The 23,650-nt window shown below is 67.4% G+C and carries 22 protein-coding genes; 16 read left to right on the top strand and 6 right to left on the bottom strand.

The features are described from left to right. The first annotated feature begins 67 nt into the window (after positions 1–67). From tkt to QZ546_RS03485, 6 genes are all read left to right on the top strand, one after another. Positions 68–2,155, top strand: coding sequence for a transketolase (gene tkt / locus QZ546_RS03510; RefSeq protein ID WP_294234808.1), 2,088 nt, complete (start codon positions 68–70; stop codon positions 2,153–2,155). Further along, on the top strand, positions 2,155–3,279 hold the full coding sequence (tal, locus tag QZ546_RS03505) for a transaldolase (RefSeq protein ID WP_294234805.1): 1,125 nt from the start codon (positions 2,155–2,157) through the stop codon (positions 3,277–3,279). The genes tkt and tal overlap by 1 nt, the downstream gene beginning before the upstream one ends. 76 nt (positions 3,280–3,355) lie before the next feature. Further along, complete coding sequence (gene gnd, locus QZ546_RS03500) at positions 3,356–4,339, top strand: phosphogluconate dehydrogenase (NAD(+)-dependent, decarboxylating) (RefSeq protein ID WP_294234801.1); 984 nt, start codon at positions 3,356–3,358, stop codon at positions 4,337–4,339. Beyond that, positions 4,336–5,157, top strand: a complete 822-nt coding sequence (locus QZ546_RS03495) for a Cof-type HAD-IIB family hydrolase (RefSeq protein ID WP_294234799.1) — start codon at positions 4,336–4,338, stop codon at positions 5,155–5,157. The genes gnd and QZ546_RS03495 overlap by 4 nt, the downstream gene beginning before the upstream one ends. Continuing rightward, positions 5,154–5,903, top strand: coding sequence for an HAD-IIB family hydrolase (locus QZ546_RS03490; protein WP_294234796.1), 750 nt, complete (start codon positions 5,154–5,156; stop codon positions 5,901–5,903). The genes QZ546_RS03495 and QZ546_RS03490 overlap by 4 nt, the downstream gene beginning before the upstream one ends. 125 nt (positions 5,904–6,028) lie before the next feature. Beyond that, a complete protein-coding gene (locus tag QZ546_RS03485) occupies positions 6,029–6,403 on the top strand; it encodes a hypothetical protein (RefSeq protein ID WP_294234793.1) in 375 nt (124 codons plus the stop codon). Positions 6,404–6,606: 203 nt separating this feature from the next. Here QZ546_RS03485 and QZ546_RS03480 read toward each other — a convergent pair whose 3' ends face one another. Continuing rightward, complete coding sequence (locus QZ546_RS03480; RefSeq protein WP_294234790.1) at positions 6,607–7,797, bottom strand: histidine kinase dimerization/phosphoacceptor domain -containing protein; 1,191 nt, start codon at positions 7,795–7,797, stop codon at positions 6,607–6,609. A gap of 30 nt (positions 7,798–7,827) precedes the next feature. Beyond that, positions 7,828–8,763, bottom strand: coding sequence for a GAF domain-containing protein (locus tag QZ546_RS03475; protein WP_294234787.1), 936 nt, complete (start codon positions 8,761–8,763; stop codon positions 7,828–7,830). Between the two features lie 190 nt (positions 8,764–8,953). Between QZ546_RS03475 and QZ546_RS03470 the strand changes: the two genes are divergently transcribed. Together QZ546_RS03470 and QZ546_RS03465 are read left to right on the top strand one after the other, a co-directional pair. Further along, positions 8,954–10,120, top strand: a complete 1,167-nt coding sequence (locus tag QZ546_RS03470) for an acyl-CoA dehydrogenase family protein (RefSeq protein WP_294234784.1) — start codon at positions 8,954–8,956, stop codon at positions 10,118–10,120. Positions 10,121–10,256: 136 nt separating this feature from the next. After that, on the top strand, positions 10,257–11,858 hold the full coding sequence (locus QZ546_RS03465; protein WP_294234780.1) for a carboxyl transferase domain-containing protein: 1,602 nt from the start codon (positions 10,257–10,259) through the stop codon (positions 11,856–11,858). 80 nt (positions 11,859–11,938) lie between these two features. Here the strand turns inward: QZ546_RS03465 and QZ546_RS03460 are convergent, their stop codons facing one another. After that, positions 11,939–12,349 (bottom strand): endonuclease domain-containing protein, encoded by a 411-nt coding sequence (locus QZ546_RS03460; protein ID WP_294235234.1) that lies wholly within the window; start codon positions 12,347–12,349, stop codon positions 11,939–11,941. A 78-nt stretch (positions 12,350–12,427) separates the two neighbouring features. Between QZ546_RS03460 and QZ546_RS03455 the strand changes: the two genes are divergently transcribed. Both QZ546_RS03455 and QZ546_RS03450 read left to right on the top strand, forming a co-directional pair. Then, entirely contained in the window at positions 12,428–14,281 is a 1,854-nt protein-coding gene (locus QZ546_RS03455) for an acetyl/propionyl/methylcrotonyl-CoA carboxylase subunit alpha (protein ID WP_294234777.1), read from the top strand. Continuing rightward, positions 14,278–14,727, top strand: a complete 450-nt coding sequence (locus QZ546_RS03450) for a MaoC family dehydratase (protein ID WP_294234774.1) — start codon at positions 14,278–14,280, stop codon at positions 14,725–14,727. The genes QZ546_RS03455 and QZ546_RS03450 overlap by 4 nt, the downstream gene beginning before the upstream one ends. A gap of 83 nt (positions 14,728–14,810) precedes the next feature. Here the strand turns inward: QZ546_RS03450 and QZ546_RS03445 are convergent, their stop codons facing one another. Then, positions 14,811–16,859, bottom strand: coding sequence for a TonB-dependent receptor (locus QZ546_RS03445; protein WP_294234771.1), 2,049 nt, complete (start codon positions 16,857–16,859; stop codon positions 14,811–14,813). A gap of 498 nt (positions 16,860–17,357) precedes the next feature. On the opposite strand from QZ546_RS03445, the gene ccmC reads away from it, so the two are divergent. From ccmC to QZ546_RS03415, 6 genes are all read left to right on the top strand, one after another. Continuing rightward, entirely contained in the window at positions 17,358–18,083 is a 726-nt protein-coding gene (ccmC, locus tag QZ546_RS03440) for a heme ABC transporter permease CcmC (RefSeq protein ID WP_294234768.1), read from the top strand. A gap of 97 nt (positions 18,084–18,180) precedes the next feature. Beyond that, on the top strand, positions 18,181–18,615 hold the full coding sequence (gene ccmE / locus QZ546_RS03435) for a cytochrome c maturation protein CcmE (RefSeq protein WP_294234765.1): 435 nt from the start codon (positions 18,181–18,183) through the stop codon (positions 18,613–18,615). After that, on the top strand, positions 18,612–20,546 hold the full coding sequence (locus tag QZ546_RS03430; protein ID WP_294234762.1) for a heme lyase CcmF/NrfE family subunit: 1,935 nt from the start codon (positions 18,612–18,614) through the stop codon (positions 20,544–20,546). The genes ccmE and QZ546_RS03430 overlap by 4 nt, the downstream gene beginning before the upstream one ends. Then, a complete protein-coding gene (locus QZ546_RS03425) occupies positions 20,543–21,070 on the top strand; it encodes a redoxin family protein (RefSeq protein ID WP_294234759.1) in 528 nt (175 codons plus the stop codon). Before QZ546_RS03430 ends, QZ546_RS03425 begins: the two co-directional genes overlap by 4 nt. Next, a complete protein-coding gene (locus QZ546_RS03420; RefSeq protein ID WP_294234756.1) occupies positions 21,067–21,444 on the top strand; it encodes a cytochrome c-type biogenesis protein in 378 nt (125 codons plus the stop codon). The genes QZ546_RS03425 and QZ546_RS03420 overlap by 4 nt, the downstream gene beginning before the upstream one ends. Then, the gene (locus QZ546_RS03415) at positions 21,444–22,070 is read left to right on the top strand and encodes a hypothetical protein (RefSeq protein ID WP_294234751.1); all 627 of its coding nucleotides are present in this window, start codon (positions 21,444–21,446) and stop codon (positions 22,068–22,070) included. Before QZ546_RS03420 ends, QZ546_RS03415 begins: the two co-directional genes overlap by 1 nt. Before the next feature lie 4 nt (positions 22,071–22,074). Here QZ546_RS03415 and QZ546_RS03410 read toward each other — a convergent pair whose 3' ends face one another. Both QZ546_RS03410 and ald read right to left on the bottom strand, forming a co-directional pair. Continuing rightward, on the bottom strand, positions 22,075–22,287 hold the full coding sequence (locus QZ546_RS03410; RefSeq protein ID WP_294234748.1) for a DUF3072 domain-containing protein: 213 nt from the start codon (positions 22,285–22,287) through the stop codon (positions 22,075–22,077). A 254-nt stretch (positions 22,288–22,541) separates the two neighbouring features. Beyond that, a complete protein-coding gene (ald, locus tag QZ546_RS03405; RefSeq protein ID WP_294234746.1) occupies positions 22,542–23,648 on the bottom strand; it encodes an alanine dehydrogenase in 1,107 nt (368 codons plus the stop codon). Between the last annotated feature and the right edge of the window lie 2 nt (positions 23,649–23,650).

Below are 23,650 nucleotides of genomic sequence, written 5' to 3'. Positions count from 1 at the left end.
CCCACGCATGGCAACCAGAGCGAGCGCGGACGCGTTCGATCGCACATAAGAGGATGAGGCCCGTTTCATGACCGATGCCACCACCACCGCCGTGGCCGACAGCCATCTCCACGAGGACGGTTCGATCGAGCGTCTGACCATCGACACCATCCGCACCCTGTCGATGGATGCGGTGCAGCAGGCCAATTCGGGCCATCCCGGCACCCCCATGGCGCTGGCCCCCGTCGGTCATACCATCTGGTCGAAATTCCTCCGCTACGATCCCGCCCATGCCGATTGGCCCAACCGCGACCGCTTCGTCCTGTCGGTCGGCCATGCCTCGATGCTGCTCTATTCGCTGATCCACCTGGCGGGCATCGAAGAGATCGACGCGAACGGCAACAAGTCGGGCAAGCCCGCGCTGAGCCTGGAGGACCTGAAGGGCTTCCGCCAGCTCAACTCCAAGACGCCGGGCCATCCCGAATATCGCCACACCACCGGCGTCGAGACGACGACCGGCCCGCTGGGCGCGGGCTGCGGCAATTCGGTCGGCATGGCGATCGCCGAGCGCTGGCTGGCCGCGTATTTCAACCGCGAGGGTTTCCCGATCTTCGACCATGACGTCTATGTCGTGTGCGGTGACGGCGACATGATGGAGGGCGTCGCGTCGGAAGCGGCCTCGACCGCCGGGCACCTCAAGCTATCGAACCTCTGCTGGATCTACGACTCGAACCATATCTCGATCGAGGGCGGCACCGACATCGCGTTCGACGAGGATGTGGGCAAGCGTTTCGAGGCCTATGGCTGGAACGTCCTGCACGTCGACGACGCCAACGACGTCGGCGCGCTGACCGCCGCGCTCGACAATTTCAAGGCGACCACCGACAAGCCGACCTTCATCGTCGTGAAGTCGGTTATCGGCTATGGCAGCCCCAAGGCGGGCAGCGAAAAGGCCCATGGCGAGCCGCTGGGCGAGGACGCGATCCGCGCGACCAAGAAGGCCTATGGCTGGCCCGAGGACGCCAAGTTCCTGGTCCCCGATGGTGTCCGCGAAGCCTTCCAGGGTGCGATCGAAGCGCGCGGCAAGCCGCTGCGCGACGAATGGGTCGCGATGACCGATCGCTACCGCGCGGAATATCCCGAGCTCGCCGCCGAACTCGATGCGATGCTCGCCGACAAGCTCCCCGAGGGCTGGGACAGCGAGATTCCGGCGTTCGAGACGGATGCGAAGGGCATCGCCAGCCGCGACTCGGGCGGCAAGGTGCAGAACGCCATCGCGGCGAAGGTGCCGTGGCTGATCGGCGGTTCGGCCGACCTCGCCCCCTCGACCAAGACGCTCATCAAGGACGGCGGCTCGTTCCAGGCGGGCAGCTATGAAGGCCGCAACATGCACTTCGGCGTGCGTGAGCATTCGATGGGGGCCATCGTCGACGGCATGGCGCTGTCGCATCTGCGCTCCTACGGTGCGACCTTCCTGGTCTTCTCCGACTATATGCGTGCGCCGATCCGTCTCGCTGCGATCATGGAGCTGGGCGCGACCTTCGTCTTCACGCACGACTCGATCGGTGTGGGCGAGGACGGTCCGACCCACCAGCCGATCGAGCATCTGGCGACGCTGCGTGCGATCCCCGGCCTCGACACGATCCGCCCCGGCGATGCGAACGAGGTCGCCGAGGCGTGGCGCTGCGCCGTCGAGTCGGCCAGCCATCCGACCGCGCTGATCTTCTCGCGTCAGGCGCTGCCGACGCTCGATCGCGGCAAATACGCGCCCGCGTCGGGCGTCAAGAAGGGCGGCTATGTCCTTGCGGATTGCGAAGGCACTCCCGACATCATCCTCATCGCAACGGGGTCGGAACTGTCGCTGGTGACGGATGCCTATGAGACGCTGAAGGCCGACGGCATCAAGGCGCGCGTCGTCTCGCTGCCGAGCTGGTATCGCTTCGAGTTGCAGGATGCGGCGTACAAGGACAGCGTGCTGCCGAAGACCGTGACGAAGCGTCTGGCGGTCGAGCAGGCCGGGTCGATCGGCTGGGACCGTTATGTCGGTTTCGACGGCCGCACGATCACCATGTCGACCTTCGGTGCCTCGGCGCCGCTCGCCAAGTTGCAGGACAAGTACGGCTTCACCCATGACAATGTCGTGAAGGTGGCCCGCGAAATGCTGGAGACCAAGTGATGAGCAAGCTGTCGGAACTGGGCGCCAAGGGCTGCGCTCCCTGGCTCGATTTCGTCGATCGCAAGTTCCTCGAGGCGAAGGGCCTGGAAAAGCTCGTCGCCGAGGACGGGCTGACCGGCGTCACGTCCAACCCGTCGATCTTCGAGAAGGCGATGGGGCATGGCGACGCCTATGACGGCACGCTGGCGGCGTTCGACAAGGAAAACCCCGGCGCGGCGACCATCGACCGTTACGAACATCTGGCGATCCAGGACATCAAGGCGGCGGCGGAAACGCTAAAGCCCGTCTATGATCGGCTCGACGCCAAGGACGGCTATGTCAGCCTGGAAGTGTCGCCCTATATCGCCGACGACACCGACGCGACCATCGCCGAGGCCGAGAAGCTGTGGCACGCGGTCGATCGCCCGAACCTGATGATCAAGATCCCCGGCACCGATGCGGGCGCGCCGGCCATCTCGGCGACCATCGCCAAGGGGATCAACGTGAACGTGACGCTGCTCTTCTCGAAGGCCGCCTATATCAAGGTGGCCGAGGCCTATGCGGCCGGGCTGGAAGAGCGGGTCAAGGCCGGGCAGCCGATCGACCGGATCGCCAGCGTTGCCAGCTTCTTCGTCAGCCGCATCGACTCGGCGATCGACAAGAAGATCGACGAGCGCGTCGCCGCCGGTGACGCGGAAGCCGAGGCGCTGAAGGCCGTGCGCGGCAAGGTCGCCATCGCCAATGCCAAGATGGCGTATCAGTGGTATCTGGACTTCCTGAAGTCCGACCGCTGGCAGGCGCTGGCCGCCAAGGGCGCGCAGCCGCAGCGTTTGCTCTGGGCCTCGACCGGGACCAAGGACCCGTCCTTCCCGGACACGCTCTATATCGACACGCTGATCGGGCCGGACACGGTCAACACCATGCCGCCCAAGACGATGGACGCCTTCCGCGACCATGGCACGGTGGCCGAGACGCTGACCGCCGATATCGACGAGGCTCGCCACGTCCTCGCCGAGGCCGAGCGGCTGGGCCTGGACCTGGACGGCGTGACCGACACGCTGGTGGCGGAGGGGGTGGCCTCCTTCGTCAAGGCCTTTGACGATCTGCTCGGCGCGATCGGGCAGAAGCAGCCCGCTACGGCCTGATCCGACAGGCCCCCTTCCCAAAGCGGGAAGGGGGCCTTTCACTTTCTAAGACATCAAAAACATAATGGAGTTCCGCATGAAGATCGGTCTGGTCGGCCTCGGCCGCATGGGTGGCAATATCGCACGTCGCCTGATGCAGGCTGGGCATCAGGTTGTGGCCTGGGATCGCAGCGACGAGGCGGTGCAGGCGCTCGCCAAGGACGGCGCGGAGGCGGCCACGGGTCTTGAGGACATGGCCACCAAGCTGGCCGACAAGGCCATCTGGTGGGTGATGCTGCCCGCCGGCGGCCCGACCGAGGACACGATCGCGGAGATCGCCAAGCTCGCGCATGACGGCGACGTCGTCATCGACGGCGGCAACAGCTTCTACAAGGACGATATCCGCCGCGCCAAGATGCTAGCCGAACAGGGCATCCATTATGTCGATGTCGGCACCTCGGGCGGCGTCTGGGGCCTGGAGCGCGGCTATTGCATGATGATCGGCGGCGATGACGAGACCATCGCGCATCTCGACCCGATCTTCGACGCGCTGGCACCGGGGCTGGGCACCATTGTCCGCACGCCCGGCCGCGTCGCCGACAAGGTCGATGAACGTGCCGAAAAGGGCTATATCCATGCCGGTCCCGCCGGTGCCGGTCACTTCGTGAAGATGATCCACAACGGCATCGAATATGGCCTGATGCAGGCCTATGCCGAGGGCTTCGACATCCTGAAGTCGAAGAACAGCGACAAACTGCCCGAGGACGAACGCTTCGACCTGAACCTGACCGACATCGCCGAAGTGTGGCGTCGCGGCAGCGTGATCTCGTCCTGGCTGCTCGACCTGACCGCGATCGCGCTGGCCAAGGACGAGATGCTGGACCAGTTCTCGGGCCATGTCGCCGATTCGGGCGAGGGCCAGTGGACGATCGACGCGGCGATGGAGGAGAAGGTCCCGGCCAACGTCCTGACCGCCTCGCTCTTCGCGCGCTATCGCAGCCGGGTCGAGCATACGTACGGCGACAAGGTGCTGTCGGCGATGCGCTTCGGCTTTGGCGGCCACACCGAAATCCCGCAATGACGAAGCCGATCAGGCTGGTCGTGTCGGATGTCGACGGCACGCTGGTCGATCCCGACAAGAAACTGCGCGCCGCCACCATCGCCGCCGTCAGGCGGCTGGAGGCGGCGGGGGTCGGCTTCACCATCATCAGCGCCCGGCCGCGCTCGGGGCTGGGATGGCTGGCCGAGGAACTGGCGATCGACGCGCCGATCGGGGCGTTCAACGGCGGGACCGTGTTCCGCCGCGACGGCTCGGTCGATGCGCAGTTCCGGGTGCCGGTCGCGGTCGTGAACGACGTGCTGGCGATGGCGGCGGACAATCCCGTCGCCATCTGGATCTTCGCCGACGATCGCTGGTATGCCAGCAGCGACGAAGGCACCCATGTCGAGCATGAGCGCAAGGCCTCTGCGCAGGAGCCGGTCATCACGCAGGACTTTGCCGCATTGGTCGACAAGGTCGACAAGATCACGTTGGTCAGCGACGATGCCGATCTGCTGCGCGGCCTGCATGAAAAGGCGAATGCCGCGCATGGCGAGGCGGCGACTATCGCCCAGTCGCAGACCTATTATCTCGACGTGACGGCGCTGGCCGCCAATAAGGGCGACGGGGTGGCGACGCTGGCCAAGGCGTTCGGCGTCTCGCTGGAGGAAGTCGCGGTGCTGGGCGATCAGGCCAACGACCTTCCCATGTTGACACGCGCCGGGCTGCCAATCGTGATGGCGAATGCGCCGGACGCTGTTAAGGAACAGATATCGGTACACACCCGTTCCAACGCGGACGATGGCGTGGCCTATGCCATCGACACTATCATCATGCCCAGAATCGGAGTGCCTTCATGAAGCAACTGGTTGCGTTCGACCTCGACGGTACGCTGGCCGAAAGCAAACAGCCCCTGGGCACGCCGATGGGCGAGGCACTGGCCGACCTGCTCGACGTCGCGCATGTCGCGGTCATCTCGGGCGGCGACTGGCCGCAATTTGACAAGCAGGTGGCCAGCCGCCTGCCGGAGCGCGCCGACCGCACCAAGCTGTGGCTGATGCCGACGACCGGCACCAAGCTCTATACCTATCAGGACGGCCAATGGACCCCGGTCTATGCCGAACTGTTCGACGATGCGACCAAGGCCAAGATCCTGGAGGCGTTCGATGCCTCGCTGGAGGCGACCGGTTTCGTGCCCGAGCAGACCTGGGGCGAGCGCATTGAGGATCGCGGCAGCCAGATCACCTTCTCCGCGCTCGGCCAGCAGGCGCCGATCGACGCCAAGGAACACTGGGACCCCAAGTTCGAGAAGCGCAAGGTCATCCAGGCCGACCTCAAGCAGCGCCTGCCGGGCCTGTCGATCAACATGGGCGGCGCGACCTCGATCGACATCACCCGTGAAGGCGTCGACAAGGCGTATGGGCTGAAGAAGCTGCGCGACGCCAGCGGCATCCCGCTCGACGCGATGATGTTCATCGGCGACGCGATCTTCCCGGGCGGCAACGACTATCCCGCCAAGGAACTGGGCCTCGACACGGTGCGCGTGCGCGATCCGGAAGAGACGCTGGCCGTGATCGCAGGGATCGTCGCCTGTCTGAAGAAGTAAGCGCCTCGGCCGCCCTGCGCGCCCGTACGGGGCCCGCGCATGAGGCGGTCGATACCGCCTATGGCGAATATCGGCTGGACGATCGGGAAAGCTATCAAGCGTTCCTGATCGCCCATGCCCTTGCCTTGCCCGCGGTCGAAGCGTGGCTGGGCGCGCGCGATGTCGGCTTTCCCTGGCGCTCGCGCCGTGCGGCGCTGGCGGCGGATCTGGCGGCGCTGGGACAGACGGTGCCCGAGCCTTTGCCGTTCGACCTGCCTGATGACGACGCGGCGCGCTGGGGCGCGCTCTATGTGACCGAGGGCTCGCGGCTTGGCGGCGTGATGCTGGCGCGGCAGGTGGGGGAGGGTCTTCCTCGCGCCTATCTGGAGTCTGGCTTCGGCCCTGGCGAATGGCGCGACTTCCGCCAGGCGCTGGATGCGGCGGCGGCGGATGACGCCTGGATCGTCCGCGCGGTCGCGGCGGCGGAGCGGGTCTTTGCCCTATACGAGCAGGCCGCCTAGCCCCGCACACCGTTCGGCCTGAAGCGACGTCGAAGGCCAGAGAAACAACCCGCGCGGCCCTCACCCTTCCGGCGCTCCGCGCCTCCCTCCCTCTCCCACCGGGAGAGGGAAGGGGCCCGCCCGCGGTAGCGGGTGGGAAGGGTGAGGGCAGCGCGTAGCCTTCGACTTCGCTCGGGCCGAACGGAGCTTGGCCAGGCGCCCCCTCAATCCGCGATCGGCGCGATCACGATGGCCCGCAACCCCGGCTGGTTGTCGTCATATTCGATCGACCCCGACAGGCGCTGCATCATCGCGGCCATCATCCGGCTGCCGAAGCCGTGTTCCTGGCCGGGGTCCTCGTCGCCCTTGCCGCGCCCCTCGTCCGCGACGATCAGGCGCAGGCGGTTGCCATATTGCTCCAGCGTGACCGTCACCGGACCCGGCGCGCCGTCATAGGCATATTTGCTGGCGTTGATGATCAGCTCGGTCGTCACCAGCCCCAGGTTGATCGCCCGGTCGGTCGGCATCAGCATCGGGGCAAGGTCCATCCGCATCATCGTCGCCCAGCCGCCGCCCAGCGACTGTTTCATGTCGCCGATCAGCTCCTCGAGATAGCGGGCCAGGTCGACCGTCTGGATCTGGTCGTCGCGATACAGGCGACGATGGACCAGCGCCACCGCCGACAGCCGCGCCTGCGCCTCGGTCAATTGTTCGCGAACGCGCGGATCGTCGGCCGCCTTGGCCTGAAGCGCCAGGAAGGAGGAGACGAGCTGAAGGCTGTTCTGGACCCGGTGGTCCACCTCCTTCATCAGCACGTCCTTCTGGACCAGCAGCGCCTCCTTGTCGTCCAGCGTCCGCTGCAGCGCGGAGTTCAGGCCGCGCAGGCGATGACTCTGCGCGGCATCGTGCAGGGCGCGGCGCAGGCGATGCGCCGTCTCCATCTCTTCCATCGTCCAGCGGCGGGATCGCCCCCGCACCGTCTCGCGCCAGCTTTCGAACGAGGCGCGAGGGGTCAGCGTGGCATCGGGCGTCAGCGCGGCCGACTTGTGCGGGTTGCCCGCCCATTCGACCTCTTCGATCTGCTCGGCGCGAAACCAGAGCAGGGTCACGCCGCCATCGACCAGGGGCAGCGTCATCACGCCCGCCGCGCTGGCGGCGAGGGCGGCGGCCTCGGGCATGGTCGCCGCCAGTTCATGCGTTGCGCACACGTCGCCGCCGCCCCGGATCGCCGCCCAGCCGACGATATCCAGGATCGCCAGCGTCGGGGGACAGTGGCCGTGCGACTGCATCTTGCCCTGTTCGACGATGGCAAAGCCGCTCGCCCCCATCATCGTCATCAGATCGGGCATCAGGCGACGGATGGCCGCGGCCGGATCGCCCAGCCCGATGATACGCGGCAACAGGCTGTCCTCCATCGCGCGCAGGCGAAGCCGCTCGCGATAGAGTTAGGCCTCTTCCCGGCCCCGAATCTGCCGCGCCAGGGCGCCCGCCAGCGCGGCGGCGGCGGCGCGCAATTCGGTCGACAGGCGGCGGGGCGTGTCATGGTGGCAGGCGATCATACCCCACAACAGCCCGTCCTTGACGATCGAGATCGAGGCGGAGGCGGCGACGCCCATATTCTTCAGATAGCGGATGTGGATCGGCGACACGCTGCGCAAGGCGACATCGCTCAGGTCCAGCGTCTCGAACCCTTCCGGGCGCAGCGGCGCGGGGACATAGTCGATGTCGGGAATGCTGCGCGTCCGGTTGCGGATGTAGAGCGCGCGTGCCTGTTTCGGAATGTCCGATGCGGGGAAATGATGGTGGAGGAAGGAGGGCAGATGGGCGGCCCGCGCCTCGGCGACGACGCGGCCCGCATCCTCGTCCAGAAACCGGTACAGCATCACCCGGTCGAACCCGGTCAGCATTCGGAAGGTCGTGGCGGCGCGGTCGAACAACATGGGCAGGTCGCCCGTCCGCTCGAAGCTGGTGACGGCGGCGTCCAGCCAGCCCAGCGAGCTGCCGGTGCCCCAGGGCGCGTCGGCGACGGCCGGTTCCAGCTCGACCAGGATATGCTCGCCCGCGATCCGGTGCGCGGTGACGGCAAAGCGTTCGGAAATCCCCTGCACCGGCATCACCGCCGCCGTGGAGCCCGGACCGATCGGCGTGTCGGCGACCATCCGCGCGACGTCGTCGCCCAGCAGGGCGGAGAGGGGAAGGCCCAGCCATTCGGCCGCCAGGTGCTCCTCGATCGCACCGGCCCCCGCCACGACGCCCAGCGTCGTCGCGTCCACCACCAGCAATAATCCGTGCGGCTGGATCGCACCGGGAATATGGATCGGCTCGCGGTCGCAAGCGGTGATGTCCGTGCCGGGATCGGTGGCGATGGGGCGCGTAGCCATCGGGTTAAATTTCCTCTCGCACGATCCCATGGCGGGTTTCGCATTCGGTTGCAAATACCTGCATGATGCAAACGATTGAAGGACTTAGCGGGTTCTTAATGGCCGGTGCGATGTCGGAACGAAGATTGCGCGTTTGGGTAATATACGGTTAAAGATGGCCGACGGACTCAAAGAGCCGCTTGGAGAGGACATGATCGACGATTTCGACTTCGCGCTGGGCGAAAGCGCGGACATGATCCGTGAGGCGACGCGCCGTTTCGCGACCGATCGGATCGCACCGCTCGCCGCGCGGATGGACGCGGAAGACTGGTTCCCCCGTGACATATGGCCCGAAATGGGCGCGCTCGGCCTGCATGGTATCACCGTCGACGAGGCGGATGGCGGGTTGGGCCTGGGCTATCTGGAGCATGTCGTCGCGATCGAGGAAGTGTCGCGCGCTTCCGCCTCGCTCGGCCTGTCTTACGGCGCGCACTCCAATCTGTGCGTCAACCAGATCCGCCGCTGGGGCAATGCGGAGCAGAAGGCGAAATATCTGCCCGGCCTGATCTCGGGTGAGCATGTCGGCAGCCTGGCCATGTCGGAAGTGTCGGCGGGGTCCGATGTCGTGTCGATGAAGCTGCGCGCGGTCAAGGCCGAAGGCGGCTGGGTGCTGAACGGCACCAAATTCTGGATCACCAACGCGCCCTATGCCGACACGCTGGTCGTCTATGCCAAGACGGGCGAGGGGAGTCGGGGCATTACGGCCTTCCTGATCGAAAAGGACATGGCGGGCTTCGCGATCGGCCAGAAGATCGACAAGATGGGAATGCGCGGCAGCCCGACCGCCGAGCTGGTCTTTACCGATTGCTTCGTGTCCGACGCGCAGGTGATGGGGCCGGTGAATGGCGGCGTCGGCGTGCTGATGAGCGGGCTGGACTATGAACGCGCGGTGCTGGCAGGGATCCAGCTCGGCATCATGCAGGCGTGCCTCGACGTGGTCGTCCCCTATGTCCGCGAGCGCCGCCAGTTCGGCCGCGCGATCGGCGAGTTCCAGCTGATCCAGGCCAAGATCGCCGACATGTATGTCGCGCTCAATTCCGCCCGCGCGTATGTCTATGCGGTGGCGCGGAGCTGCGATGCGGGGCGGACGACGCGGTTCGATGCGGCGGGCGCGATCCTGCTGGCCAGCGAGAATGCGGTGAGGGTTGCGATGGAGGCGATCCAGGCGCTGGGCGGGGCGGGCTATACCAAAGACTGGCCGGTCGAACGCTTCGCGCGCGATGCCAAGCTGCTCGACATCGGCGCGGGGACGAACGAGATCCGCCGGATGCTGATCGGGCGGGAGTTGATCGGCAAGCTCGAAAAGGTGGCGCAATGAGCCGTGCACAAATCCTCCCCATCTCTGATGGGGAGGGGGACCGCCGCGAAGCGGCGGTGGAGGGGTTTTCGCCCCTAGCCCCTCCACCACTCGCTACGCGAGCGGTCCCCCTCCCCAAGCATAGCTTGGGGAGGAATTGATGGGGGCCGTTCTTTCTTCGCGCATCGTGCGTGACGATGCTGCTTTCCGCGCCAATGCCGATCACAACCGCGCACTCGCCGAGCGCCTTCGGGCCGATGTCGCCAAGGCCGGGCTTGGTGGCAGTGAGGCGTCCCGCGACCGCCATGTCGCGCGCGGCAAGCTCCTCCCTCGCGACCGGGTCGAGCAGTTGCTGGATCCCGGCGCGCCCTTCCTCGAAATCGGCCAGCTCGCCGCCAACGGCCTTTACGACGACGCCGTGCCCGGCGCAGGCGTGATCGCAGGGATCGGCCGGGTCCATGGCCGCCAGGTGATGATCGTTGCCAATGACGCGACGGTGAAGGGCGGCACTTATTATCCGCTGACCGTCAAGAAGCATCTCCGCGCGCAGGAGATCGCACTCGAGAACCGGCTGCCCTGCATCTATTTGGTCGATAGCGGCGGCGCGAACCTGCCGCATCAGGCGGAGGTGTTCCCGGACCGCGACCATTTCGGCCGCATCTTCTTCAACCAGGCGCAGATGTCGGCGGCCGGCATTCCCCAGATTGCGTGCGTGATGGGCAGTTGCACGGCGGGCGGCGCCTATGTACCCGCCATGTCGGACGAGACGGTGATCGTGCGCGGGCAGGGGACGATCTTCCTGGCCGGACCGCCGCTGGTGAAGGCCGCGACGGGCGAGGTCATCTCGGCCGAGGAACTGGGCGGCGCGGATACCCATGGCCGCAAGTCGGGTGTGGTCGACCATGTCGCCGAGAATGACGACCATGCGCTGTCGATCGTCCGCGATATCGTCGAGACCTTGCCGCTACAGGTCATGCCCGACGTCAACCTCGCCGAGCCGGACGAACCGCTCTATCCGGCCGAAGAGCTGTACGGCCTGATCCCGCAGGACGTACGCGCGCCCTATGACGTGCACGAGGTCATCGCCCGGCTGGTCGACGGATCGCGCTTCCATGAATTCAAGGCGCTGTACGGAGCGTCGCTGGTCTGCGGCTTCGCGCATATCCATGGCAAGCCGGTTGCGATCCTGGCGAACAACGGCGTCCTGTTCTCGGAAAGTGCACAGAAGGGCGCGCATTTCATTGAGCTGGCGTGCCAGCGGCGTATCCCCTTGCTGTTCCTCCAGAATATCTCCGGCTTCATGGTCGGCGGCCGCTACGAGGCCGAGGGGATCGCCAAGCACGGCGCCAAGCTGGTCACGGCGGTGGCGACCGCGCAGGTGCCCAAGATCACCGTCCTGATCGGCGGAAGCTTCGGCGCGGGCAATTACGGCATGTGCGGGCGCGCCTATTCCCCGCGCTTCCTGTTCACCTGGCCCAATGCGCGGATCAGCGTGATGGGCGGCGAACAGGCGGCCAGCGTGCTGGCGACCGTCCACCGCGATGCCGACAGCTGGACGCCGGACGAGGCGGAGGCGTTCAAGGCGCCGATCCGCCAGCGTTACGAGGATGAGGGTAACCCATGGTACGCGACCGCGCGGCTATGGGACGATGGCATCGTCGATCCGGCGCAGACGCGGGATGTCCTGGGGCTGGCGCTGGATGCGTGCCTGAATGCGCCGATCGCGGAGGCGCCCCGGTTCGGGGTGTTCCGGATGTGATGGGGCGGGGATGCCCCTCCACCACCGCTCCGCGGCGGTCCCCCTCCCCATCGGAGATGGGGAGGATTGAAGGGGACACCCTATTCCTCCCCAAGTTCCACTTGGGGAGGGGGACCGTCCGAAGGACGGTGGAGGGGCAAGCGATCGCGAGCCTGCACCACGATATAGCGAACGACATGATCCAGATCGCGAAGCACGTCACGCGCCGCGATCCGCAAAACCGCAACGCCGTGCTCAGCCAAAAACGCATCGCGCCGGGCATCCCGCTCCGGTCGGTCGCCACGCCCATGCACCTCGCCGTCAACTTCGACCGCCAACCGCGCCGCCGGACAGTAGAAGTCCAGCACATACGCCCCCGCCGGATGCTGTCGGCGAAACCGCAACCCCTCGGGCCGATCGCGCAGCACGCGCCACAGTGCGACCTCGGGCAGCGTCATGTCCCGCCGCAATCCGCGCGCTCTCCGCACCGTCCGGCCCGGCTTCGTCGGTATCCCCATCGCCCCTCCACCATGGCTATCGCCATGGTCCCCCTCCCCAAGCATAGCTTGGGGAGGAATGAGGATTAAAGCATGTTCCAATCCCTCCTCATCGCCAATCGCGGCGAGATCGCCTGTCGCATCATCCGCACCGCGCGTGCGATGGGCCTTCGCACCGTCGCGGTTTATTCCGAGGCCGATGCTGGTGCGCTCCATGTCCGCATGGCCGACGAGGCCATCCTGATCGGCCCGGCCCCGGCGCGCGAAAGCTATCTCGACGCCGCGCGCATCCTGTCCGCCGCGAAGGATAGCGGAGCGGAGGCGATCCATCCCGGCTATGGCTTCCTCTCCGAAAATGCCGAATTTGCGGAAAGCGTGATCGCCGCCGGCTTGGTTTGGGTCGGCCCCAACCCGGACAGCATCCGTGCCATGGGCCTGAAGGACGCCGCCAAGGCCCGCATGATCGCCGCTGGCGTGCCCGTCACGCCGGGCTATCTGGGCGAGGACCAGAGTCCCGAACGCCTCGCCACAGAGGCGGATGCGGTCGGCTATCCGGTCCTCATCAAAGCGGTCGCGGGCGGCGGCGGCAAGGGGATGCGCCGGGTCGACGACCCCGCCGGTTTCGCCGAAGCGCTGGCCTCCTGCCGTCGCGAGGCGGCGGCCTCGTTCGGCGACGACCGGGTGTTGATCGAGAAGTACATCCTCTCGCCCCGCCATATCGAGGTACAGGTCTTCGGTGACCGTCACGGCCAGGTCGTCCATCTGTTCGAGCGCGACTGTTCGCTGCAACGCCGCCACCAGAAGGTGATCGAGGAAGCCCCCGCGCCCGGCATGGACGCAGCGACCCGCGCAGCCGTTTGCGGTGCCGCCGTCCGTGCCGCGCAGGCGGTGGACTATGTGGGTGCGGGGACGATCGAGTTCATCGCCGACGCCTCCGAAGGGCTTCGCGCCGACCGGGTCTGGTTCATGGAGATGAACACCCGGCTCCAGGTCGAGCATCCCGTTACCGAGGCGATCACCGGCGTCGATCTGGTCGAGTGGCAGCTGCGCGTTGCGGCGGGCGAGCCCTTGCCGATGGCGCAAGACGACCTCGCCATCCACGGTCATGCCATCGAGGCGCGGCTCTATGCCGAAGACCCGGCAAAAGGCTTCCTCCCCGCGATCGGCACGCTCGAGGTATTCGACCTTGGCGACGATCCCGCGATCCGCATCGACACCGGCGTCGAGGAAGGCGCGGAGATCACCCCCTGGTACGACCCGATGATCGCCAAGGTCATCGCGCATGGCGACACCCGCGACGACGCGCGCGAGGCGCTGGCCGATGCGTTGGACGAGGCGGTGATCTGGCCGGTGCGCACCAATGCGGGGTTCCTGGTCCAGGCGCTCGACCATCCCGGCTTCGCGAGCGGCCAGGTCGATACCGGACTGATCGCGCGTGAGGGTGAGGCGCTGATGCCGCCGACCGAGCCGTCCGAAGAGGCACTGGCCGAGGCCGCCGCCGCATTGATCGGGCAGGATGAACTGTCGGGCTTCCGCCTCAACGCCGCGCCCCGGCGGAGCGCACGCTTCCTGCTCGACGGGCGGCCGATCACCGTCGATTTCAGCGAAGCGGGGGAGGTGCCGCTCGCACCGTCCGACGAGGTGTTGATTTCCGAAGGCGGGCAAAGCTGGTCCTTTATCCGCTGGCGCGCCGATGGGCTGGCGGCGGGCGGGGCGGGGGACGGCGCGATCCTGTCGCCCATGCCCGGCCGGATCATCGCCGTCGCGGTGACCGAGGGGCAGGCCGTCAGTGCGGGCCAGCCGCTCGTCACGCTGGAGGCGATGAAGATGGAGCATGTCCTGACCGCGCCATTCGATGGCATCGTCACCGACCTGAAGGCCGAGACCGGCGGACAGGTGGCGGAGGGCATTGCGCTGGTCCGCATCGTCGCGGAGGATGCGGCATGAGCGGGCGTTTCTTCGACGACTGGGCGATCGGCGACCGGATCGAGCATCCGATCCGCCGCACCGTGACCGAGACGGACAACCTCCTCTTCTCGACCATGACGCACAATCCGCAACCGCTGCACATCGACGCCGAGGCGGCGAAGGCGAGCGAGTTCGGACAGATCCTCGTCAACGGCACCTTCACCTTCTCGCTGATGGTCGGGCTGTCGGTGGGGGAGACGACGCTGGGGACGCTGGTGGCCAACCTTGGTTACGACGAACTGGTGATGCCCGCGCCGGTGTTCCTGGGCGATACGCTGCGCGCGACGAGCGAGGTCACGGCTTTGCGCGAAAGCAAGTCGCGGCCGGGGGCCGGGCTGGTGACGTTCCGGCATGAGGCGCTGAACCAGCGGAACGCGGTGGTGTGCCGGTGTTTGCGAACGGCCCTGGTGAAGAAGTGGGGGTAGGGGCGTGGCCTTCGACTTCGCTCAATGCGAACAGGGTTCAGTACCACCCTCCGTTCAGCCTGAGCGAAGTCGAAGGCCAAGGGTTACAACCGCGTCCGCACCCCGATCCACACCGTCCGCGGCGTGGCCCGCTCGATCAGCCCCGCGCCACTATAAGCCGCCTCGACCTGTGCATCGGCCAGATTTTCCGCCCGCGCCTCGATCAGCCAGCCAATGAGGATCGGCACCGCCGCATAGGCATCCACCGTCGTCGCGGGCACCAGCGAGCGGACATTCTGGTCGTCCTCATATTGCCGACCGATATGACGCAGCGTCCCGCTCAACACCGCCCCGCGCCGCTCGACCGCCAGCGTCCCCGAAAACTGGTCGCGGGGCGTCTGCGCCGGGCGCAAGCCGTCGAGCGCGGCGGCGATCCCGGACGCCTCCACCCGCGCATCGACATGCGACCAGGAGGCGCGCGCGCTGACCGGCCCGGCGGCGGCGTTCGCCTCCAACTCGAACCCGGCCGAGCGGATCGCGTCGAGATTCTGTCGCATCCGGTACACCCCGTTCGCCGCGACGAAGCCGACGCCGGGGAAGGTCCCCGGCCCGCGTCCCATCGTCACGTTCGCGATGGCATCGGTCAGCCGGTTGAGGAAATAGGTCCCCGACAGCCGGATGCCGGTCGCGGGGGTCAGGTCGAACCCACCCTCCACGCCCGTGACATGCTCGGGGTTCAGCGCGGCGTTGCCGGCGGTGGCATCGGCCCCGGCGCGGAACGGCCGGTACAGCTCGTTGAGCGTCGGCAGTCGCCACCCGCGATAGGCCGCCGCGCGCAGGGTCAGCGGCCCGGCGGCCCGCAGCAACGCACCCAGCCGCCCGGTAAATTCCTGGCCCGAGCGGTCGGGAAAATCATTGTCGGTCAGCACCGCGCCGGTCGCCAGCACGCCCTCGTCAAGCCGCCCGTTCCGGATTCGCCAGTCGTCCACCCGCGCGGCGGCGGTGACGGTCAGCGCGCCTGCCTCGACGCTGCCATCGGCGAACAGCCCCATGGTCCGCGTCGCACCGCCCGCCTCACGCCGCCGGGTCGGGAGCCCCGCGACATAGGTATAAAGCTCCTGCGTCCGCCCACTGGTGTCGCGAATGTCGCCGCCCAGCCGCAGCGTGACGGTGTCGCCCAGTGGCGGCGAAACCTCCACCCGTCCGCCCAGCCCGGTGGCGGGGACATTATACTGGTCGAGCGTCAGCGTGGCGGCCGTCCGCGCCGCATTCACGCTGGCGTAGCGCGAGGCGAATTGTCGGGTCTGGACATAGGCCAGCGCCGACCAGCCCCAGGCCCCGCGCCCGACCAGCCGGACGCTGGCATCGGCGCCGTCCGAGCGGTTGTCGGTAAAGTCGGTCCCCCGGTCGCGCGCGTCGTGAAAGGCCGACAGGGTCATCTGCAACTCGGTCGATGGTGCGATGCCGACCACGCCGCGCGCCGCACCCGAATATTGCTCATAGGGCGCGGGTCGGTCGACGGGGCCGCGCTGCCCCTCGACGATGGGGGTGAAGCCGTCGCCGCGGGCATAGGCGCCGGATACGGTCAGGAAACCGCCGTGCCGTACCAGCGAGGCCGATCCTTGCGCATCGACCGACTCGCGGCTGCCATAGGACAAAGCGAGGTCGAGCGGAGACAGCTGGTCGGGCGTGGCGCTGTCCATCTCGATCGTGCCCGCCAGCGCGCCCGGTCCCCAAAAGCCCGATCCGCCCCCGCGCGTGACCCGGATGCGCCCGAGCCGCCCGGTCGCATAGGCCGGGAAGACGACCCAGCCGCCGAACGGATCGGCCTGCGGTACGCCGTCGAGCACCAACAGCGCGCGGCTCGACGCATTGCCGCCGAGGCCGCGCAGGGTGATCCCTTGCGATGTCGGATGCGCCGAGCGGCTGTCCGAGCGGCGGAACTGCTGGAGCCCGGCAACGTCGGCCAAGACATTCTCCAGCCGCTGCGAGGCGTTCTGCGTGATCCGGTCGCGGTCGATCGTCACCACATCCAGCGCGCGGTCGCCCGGCTGGTCGTTCAGGCCGCGACCGGTGACGATGATGTCGGGTCCGGTGGTTTGGGCGGGGAGGGTGGTGGGGGCGAATGCGAGGGCGAACAGAAGAACGGGCATGGTGAAGTGATGGTCCCCTTTGCTCCCATTGATAGGGATGCTGCGATGGGAAGACGAATTAGGGCGGGAAGAGGTCCGTGGGCCCTTCCCTCCCTCGCCCCTCGCAGAGGGGAGAGGGTTGCGCAGACTTGGCCTTTGCGAGAGCAAAGGCTTAGTCGGAGCTGGGTGAGGGGTGGGCGCTCGGGGACCGAGCGCGCGAGCCTTTGGGCTCGCTCAACCCCTTGCGCTAGCCAGCAGCCTGGCAAGCTTCGCTAACCCTCTCCCCTGTACAGGGGAGAGGGGAAGAAGACGCAATCCCGAATGTCGGTCCGCCCTGGACGATGCGGGGCATCGCTCACCTGAAACCGGGATGGTGAGGGCAGGCCAAAGGCGACGCACTCTGTGAGACACCATGCCCTCCCCAAACCCCTCCCGCCTGCGCGAGGGGCTTAAGAAGGAAGCAGAGTGGCCGGAAACACGGATGACGTGCCCGAAAAACCCCCTTACAGTCGCGTCATCGTGGCCACCCTGCACACCCTTGCGAACCCTGCGCGTTTCCTGAAGATCGCTCGTCCGTTGACCGGGAGTTTCCTGGCCCTCGGCATCGCGCTGATCGCCATCGCGGTGTGGGCGGGGCTGAGCCAGACGCCGCCCGACTATCTCCAGGGCGAGACGGTGCGCATCCTCTATATCCATGTCCCTGCCGCCTGGCTGGGCATGGGCGGATGGAGCGGGATCGCGGTGGCCAGCCTGTCGCTGATCGTGTGGCGGCATCCGCTGGCGCAGGTGGCGGCGCGCGCTATCGCCTGGCCGGGGGCGGTGTTTACAGCGCTGTGCCTGGCGACGGGATCCATTTGGGGGCGGCCGACCTGGGGGACCTGGTGGCAATGGGACGGGCGGCTGACCTCGATGCTGCTGCTGCTGTTCGTCTATCTGGGCTATATCGCGCTCGCCCGAGCCGATGCGGATCGCGGCGGGGACGGGCGGATTCCGGCGCTCTACGGGCTGGCGGGCACGGCATTGCTGCCGGTGATCCGCTATTCGGTGGTGTGGTGGAACACGTTGCACCAGGGTCAGTCGATCGGGCTGACGGGTTCCAGCATCGACCGCTCGCTGCTCTGGCCTCTGCCGATCGCGTTGGCCGGTTTCACCTTTCTGTTCGCGGCCATCGTGCTGATGCGGATGCGCACCCTGCTGGCGCAGGCCAAGGCCGAGGCGCGGATGCGGCGGATGGCGCGCGCATGAGCCAGTGGAGCTTCGTCGCGGCGGCCTATGCAGTGATGCTGGGGGGCGCTGGCGCGCTGACGCTCGTCAGCTATCTGGCAATGAAGCGCGCCGAGAAATGACGCCCAAATCGCAACGTCTCACGCTGGTGCTGCTGGCGCTGGCCGCGATCGTCGCGGCGGTGCTGCTCGCCATGTCGGCGATGAAGGACCAGGCGGCGTTCTTCTACACGCCGTCGGACGCGCAGAGGCAGGGCCTGCCGCTGGGCAAGGCGGTGCGGCTGGGCGGGATGGTCGAGGCGGGCTCGGTCCACCGCGCGCCCGATGGCGTGACGGTGCGCTTCGTCGTCACCGACGGCAAGGCGACGACGCCCGTGACCTTTGCCGGGATCACGCCGGACCTGTTCCGCGAGAAATCGGGCGTGGTGGCGGAGGGGCAGTTCCGGCCCGATGGTCGCTTCGTCGCGACCAACCTGCTCGCCAAGCATGACGAGAAATATATGCCCCCCGAAATGGCGGGCAACATGCACGAGAGCCGGAGCCTGGAGCCGTGATCGCGGAAACGGGCCTCGCCGCGCTGTGGTTCGCCGCGATGCTGGCGGGGTTGCAGCTGTTGCTGGGCGTGCTGGCCTTACGGCGCAAGGATGTGGCGGGCGAGCAGGCCGTGGCCGCGATCGGCCCGGTGGCGATCGTGCAGGGCGCGCTGGTCGCCATCGCCATGGCGGCGCTGATCGCGGTGTTCCTGAACACCGATCTGTCGGTGAAGCTGGTCGCCGAGAACAGTCATTCGGCCAAGCCCTGGATCTACAAATTCGCCGGCGCCTGGGGCAATCACGAAGGCTCGATGCTGCTCTGGGTGACGATCCTGGGGGCGGGCGGCGCGCTGGTCGCGTGGAAGGAGCGGACGCTCGATCGGCCGACCCATGTCGCGACGCTGGCGGCGCAGGGCGCGATCGCGCTGGGTTTCTATGCGTTTCTGCTGTTCGCCTCCAATCCGTTCACCCGGCTGAACCCGGCGCCGATCGAGGGGCAGGGGCTGAACCCCCTGTTGCAGGACCCCGGCCTCGCCTTCCACCCGCCGACGCTCTATGCGGGCTATGTCGGGCTGTCGGTTGCCTTTTCCTTCGCGGTCGGCGCGCTGGTCACGGGGCAGGTCGGTCCCGCCTTCGCCCGTGCGATGCGGCCCTGGGTGCTGGGGGCGTGGGTGCTCCTCACCATCGGCATCACGGCGGGGTCCTATTGGGCCTATTATGAGCTGGGCTGGGGTGGCTGGTGGTTCTGGGACCCGGTCGAGAATGCCTCGCTGATGCCATGGCTGGCGGCGACGGCCTTGCTGCATTCGGTCAATGTGCTGGCGGCGCGTGACGGCCTCCGGGCCTGGACGGTGATGCTAGCGGTCGTGGCTTTTTCCATGTCGATGATCGGCACCTTCCTGGTGCGCTCGGGCATCTTGACCAGCGTCCATGCCTTTGCCGTCGATCCCCGGCGGGGTGCGTTCATCCTCGCGCTGCTCGGCCTGTATATCGGTGGTGCGCTGGCGCTGTTCGGGGCGCGGATAGGGCAGGTGCGGGCGGGGCGGAGCTTTGCCTTTGTCAGCCGCGAGGGCGGGCTGGTGGTCAACAATCTGCTGCTGTCGGTCATCCTGGGCATCGTGCTGATCGGCACGCTCTATCCGCTGGTCGCCGCCGGGTTCGGCGTGCGGCTGTCGGTCGGTCCGCCCTTCTTCCACGCCGCCGCGGGGCCGATCGCGCTGGCGCTGGTCGCGGTGATGGCCGTGGGGCCGTCGCTTCGCTGGCGGCAGGATCAGGCGGAGGCGGTACTCATCGGGATGCTCTGGCCGCTGGTCGCGGCGGCGGGGACCTTCGCGCTGATGCTGACCCTGACCGGCGGCATGGATGTGTTGCCGCTGCTCGGCCTGTCCTTCGGCGTCGGGCTGATCGTCGCGAGCGTGTTGCCGATCACCCGGCGCAACTGGCGGCGCACGCCCTTGCCGATCTGGGGCATGGTCGTCGCGCATGCCGGGCTGGGCGTCAGCATGGTCGGCATGGCCTGCGACAGCGCCTTCACCGCCGAGCGGCTGGTCGCACTCTATCCCGGCGAGGCGACCATCGTCGGGCCGTGGCGGGTGCAGCTCGACCGCATCTATCCCAATGTCGGGCCCAACTGGTCCGCGCTGGCGGCCAAGCTGACCGCCAGTCGCGACGGCGCGGCCGAGACGCTGCGCCCGCAGCAGCGCTATTTCACCGATCCGCCGACGACCACCAGCGAAAGCGCCATCGCGACCCATTGGGACGGCCAGCTCTATACGGTGCTGGGGCAGCAGGATGCCGCGACCGGCCGCTGGCAGCTGCGGCTGTGGTGGAAGCCGTTCGTCACGCTGATCTGGGCAGGCGGCGGGCTGATCGCGCTGGGTGGCGCGTTGGCCTTGTTCGGCCGCTGGTTCAAGGGCTGGCAGCGGCGACGCTATGAGGCCCTTTGGGGATGAGGCGCTGGCTGATCTGGGTGCCGCTGGCGGCGTTCGCGGTCCTGTTCGTCGTGGTGGCGAGCGGGCTGATGCGGCCGTCCGACACGACCGTGCATTCGACGCTGGTCGACAAGCCGTTGCCCGAATTCCGGCTCGACCCGATGGTGCCGGGCAAGCCGGGCCTGGCGAGCGGCGATTTCGGGAAGGGCCGCCCGCGCCTGCTCAACGTCTTTGCCAGCTGGTGCATCCCCTGCATCGCCGAGGCGCCGCAGCTGATGGCGCTAAAGGCGCGGGGCGTCGAGATCGACGCGATCGCGATCCATGACAAGGGCCCCGCCATCGCCGACTTCCTGCGCCGCAATGGCGATCCCTATGCCGCGATCGGCGACGATGCACGCAGCCGGGTGCAGATGGCGCTGGGCTCGTCTGGCGTGCCGGAGACCTTCCTGATCGACGCGCGCGGGCGGATCGTACGGCAATATATCGGCGACATCCGCGCCGATCAGGTCGACCGGATCGTCCGGGACGTGGCGGCGGCGCGATGAGCCTGTTCCTCGCTTTCGCCCTAGCGGCCGGTGCGGCCCAGCCCGATTACGGCAACACCCAGCTGCTTGACCCACGCGCCGAGGCGCAGGCCCGTGCGTTGATGGGCGAGATTCGCTGCGTCGTATGCCAGGGCCAGTCGATCGCCGACAGCGATGCCGACATGGCCGCCGACATGCGTGCGCTGGTCCGACAGCGGATCGCGCGCGGCGAAAAGCCTGAGGCGATCCGCCACTGGCTGATCGAGCGGTACGGCGATTATGTCAGCTACGACCCGCCCCTGTCGGGTGCGACCGCGCTGCTCTGGGCGACGCCGATCCTGTTGCTGGCGATAGGGGGCTGGATCGCGCGGTCGAGCTTTCGAGGGCGGCGCTGATGGGTTGGCTGATCTTCCTGATTCTCGCGGCCGGGACCATGGGGCTGGCGCTCTGGCTGCGGTTCCCGCGACCGCTCTGGACGATGCTCGGCGCGGCGCTGGCGCTGGGGGGTGTCGGTTATGCCTGGCAGGGGCAGCCGATGCTCGCGGGCAGCGCGCCTGCGCCACGTCCCGATCCCCGGCTGGACAATGACGCGCTGGCCGATCTGCGGGGGCAGATGATCGGGCGCTTCGGCGAAGAGGCGCAAATGTTCGCGGTCGCCGATGCGATGACCCGGTCGGGCAACAAGCGGACGGCGGTGCAGCTCATGCTGGGCGCGGTCGGCGGTGCGCCGCGCAGTGTTCCGTACTGGACCGAGCTCGGCAATGTCCTGTTCGCGCATGACGGCTATCAGATGTCGCCCGCCGCGCAATTCGCCTTTCGCCGCGCCCGCCGCTTGGGGCCGAACGACCCGACGCCCTTCTTCTTCGAGGGACTGGCCTGGATGCGCGCGGGGGATTTCGCCAAGGCGCGGCTGTTGTGGCGGCTCGCGCTGCAAAAGACGCATCCCGACGCGCCCTATCGCCCGGAGATCGAGCAGCGGGTAATGCTGCTCGATCAGGCGATGCGGATGATGGAGCAATAGCGGCTTATTGTCCCCGGCCGGTCTTGGCTTGAAGCGCGTCGATCTGCTTGGAGGCGTCCGCCTTTGTTAGTGTGTCGTCGAACGCTTCGTCCGCCTCTTCGGACAGGGTCTTCAGATAGCTGGCCTGCGCGCCCGTCATCGGTTCGTCGCCGGTGGTCCAGTCATCGGGGTCCTTCTCGGCATTGGAGAAGGGTTCGTTTTTCGGGTTGTCGGTCATGGCGTGATCCTTTCGACGGGATCAACGGTGATGTTCTATTTGTGTTCCGCGTGGCTGCGTTCATAGGAAGGCGTTGGTCGACTTCGTGGCCGCGCGCGGAACGTGCGCTTCGACGTCGCTCAGCGTGAACGGAGCGTGGGATCAAATCCTGAAACCCGTTCAGCCTGAGCGAAGTCGAAGGCCACGGACCAGCCTGTGCGGCAAAGGTCCGGGGCGTGTGCTTCGACTTCGCTCAGCGCGAACGGGTATCAGGTTTAGCCCGCCCAGGCCTCGAACGGCAGTTCGAGTGCTTCGGCGACCGCCGCGTGACGGATCTTGCCGCCCGAGACGTTCAGGCCGTTCGCCAGATGCGGATCGGCCTTCATCGCGGCTTCCGCCCCCATGTTCGCCAACTTGACGGCAAACGGCAGGGTCGCATTGTTGAGCGCGAAGGTCGAGGTGCGGGCGACCGCGCCGGGCATGTTGGCGACGCAGTAATGGATCACGCCGTCGACCTCGAACACCGGGTCCTGGTGGGTGGTGGCATGGCTGGTCTCGAAGCAGCCGCCCTGGTCGATCGCGATGTCGACCATCACCGAGCCGCGCTTCATCGTCTTCAGCATGTCGCGGGTGACGAGCTTGGGCGCCGCCGCACCGGGGACCAGCACCGCGCCGATGACGAGGTGGGCGTTCTTCACCGCCGCCGCGATCGCCGCCTTAGAGGCATAGGCGGTCTTGATCTGGCTGGAGAAGAACATGTCCAACTCGGCCAGACGGTCGTTGTTGATGTCGTAGATGGTGACGTCTGCACGCAGGCCCACCGCCATCTGCGCCGCGTTCACGCCCGAGACGCCGCCGCCCAGGATCGCGACCTTGGCAGGCGCCACGCCGGGCACGCCGCCGAGGAGGATGCCGCGGCCGCCCTGCTGCTTTTCCAGATAATGCGCGCCGACCTGGACCGCCATGCGGCCCGCCACTTCCGACATCGGCTTGAGCAGCGGCACGCCGCCGCGCGGGCTGGTGACGGTCTCATAGGCGATGCAGGTCGCGCCCGACTTCATCAGCCCTTCGGCCTGCGGCTTGTCGGCGGCGAGGTGGAGATAGGTGAAGAGCAGGTGGTGGGGGCGCAGCATCGCGACTTCGCTCGCCTGCGGCTCCTTGACCTTCACGATCATCTCGGCCTGGTCGAACACTTCCGAAGCGGTGGCGACGATGCGCGCGCCCGCGTCGACATAGTCCTGATCCTCGAAGTCGATGCCGCTGCCCGCCTTGGTCTCGACGATCACCTCATGACCGGCAGCAACCAGCTCGGCGACCGATGGCGGGGTCAGGCCGACGCGATATTCGTGGTTCTTGATTTCCTTGGGGACACCGACGCGCATGG

The organism is uncultured Sphingomonas sp. (assembly GCF_913062585.1).
Classification (GTDB): Bacteria; Pseudomonadota; Alphaproteobacteria; order Sphingomonadales; family Sphingomonadaceae; genus Sphingomonas.
This window is presented reverse-complemented; position numbering and strand designations above follow the sequence as displayed.

Excerpts from the sequence above, each read along its gene's own strand:
- tkt (WP_294234808.1), top strand. The coding sequence starts at position 68 with ATGACCGATGCCACCACCACCGCCGTGGCCGACAGCCATCTCCACGAG.
- tal (WP_294234805.1), top strand. The coding sequence starts at position 2,155 with ATGAGCAAGCTGTCGGAACTGGGCGCCAAGGGCTGCGCTCCCTGGCTC.
- gnd (WP_294234801.1), top strand. The coding sequence starts at position 3,356 with ATGAAGATCGGTCTGGTCGGCCTCGGCCGCATGGGTGGCAATATCGCA.
- QZ546_RS03495 (WP_294234799.1), top strand. The coding sequence starts at position 4,336 with ATGACGAAGCCGATCAGGCTGGTCGTGTCGGATGTCGACGGCACGCTG.
- QZ546_RS03490 (WP_294234796.1), top strand. The coding sequence starts at position 5,154 with ATGAAGCAACTGGTTGCGTTCGACCTCGACGGTACGCTGGCCGAAAGC.
- QZ546_RS03480 (WP_294234790.1), bottom strand. The coding sequence starts at position 7,797 with ATGGAGGACAGCCTGTTGCCGCGTATCATCGGGCTGGGCGATCCGGCC.
- QZ546_RS03475 (WP_294234787.1), bottom strand. The coding sequence starts at position 8,763 with ATGGCTACGCGCCCCATCGCCACCGATCCCGGCACGGACATCACCGCT.
- QZ546_RS03470 (WP_294234784.1), top strand. The coding sequence starts at position 8,954 with ATGATCGACGATTTCGACTTCGCGCTGGGCGAAAGCGCGGACATGATC.
- QZ546_RS03455 (WP_294234777.1), top strand. The coding sequence starts at position 12,428 with ATGTTCCAATCCCTCCTCATCGCCAATCGCGGCGAGATCGCCTGTCGC.
- QZ546_RS03450 (WP_294234774.1), top strand. The coding sequence starts at position 14,278 with ATGAGCGGGCGTTTCTTCGACGACTGGGCGATCGGCGACCGGATCGAG.
- QZ546_RS03445 (WP_294234771.1), bottom strand. The coding sequence starts at position 16,859 with ATGCCCGTTCTTCTGTTCGCCCTCGCATTCGCCCCCACCACCCTCCCC.
- ccmE (WP_294234765.1), top strand. The coding sequence starts at position 18,181 with ATGACGCCCAAATCGCAACGTCTCACGCTGGTGCTGCTGGCGCTGGCC.
- QZ546_RS03425 (WP_294234759.1), top strand. The coding sequence starts at position 20,543 with ATGAGGCGCTGGCTGATCTGGGTGCCGCTGGCGGCGTTCGCGGTCCTG.
- QZ546_RS03420 (WP_294234756.1), top strand. The coding sequence starts at position 21,067 with ATGAGCCTGTTCCTCGCTTTCGCCCTAGCGGCCGGTGCGGCCCAGCCC.
- QZ546_RS03415 (WP_294234751.1), top strand. The coding sequence starts at position 21,444 with ATGGGTTGGCTGATCTTCCTGATTCTCGCGGCCGGGACCATGGGGCTG.
- QZ546_RS03410 (WP_294234748.1), bottom strand. The coding sequence starts at position 22,287 with ATGACCGACAACCCGAAAAACGAACCCTTCTCCAATGCCGAGAAGGAC.
- ald (WP_294234746.1), bottom strand. The coding sequence starts at position 23,648 with ATGCGCGTCGGTGTCCCCAAGGAAATCAAGAACCACGAATATCGCGTC.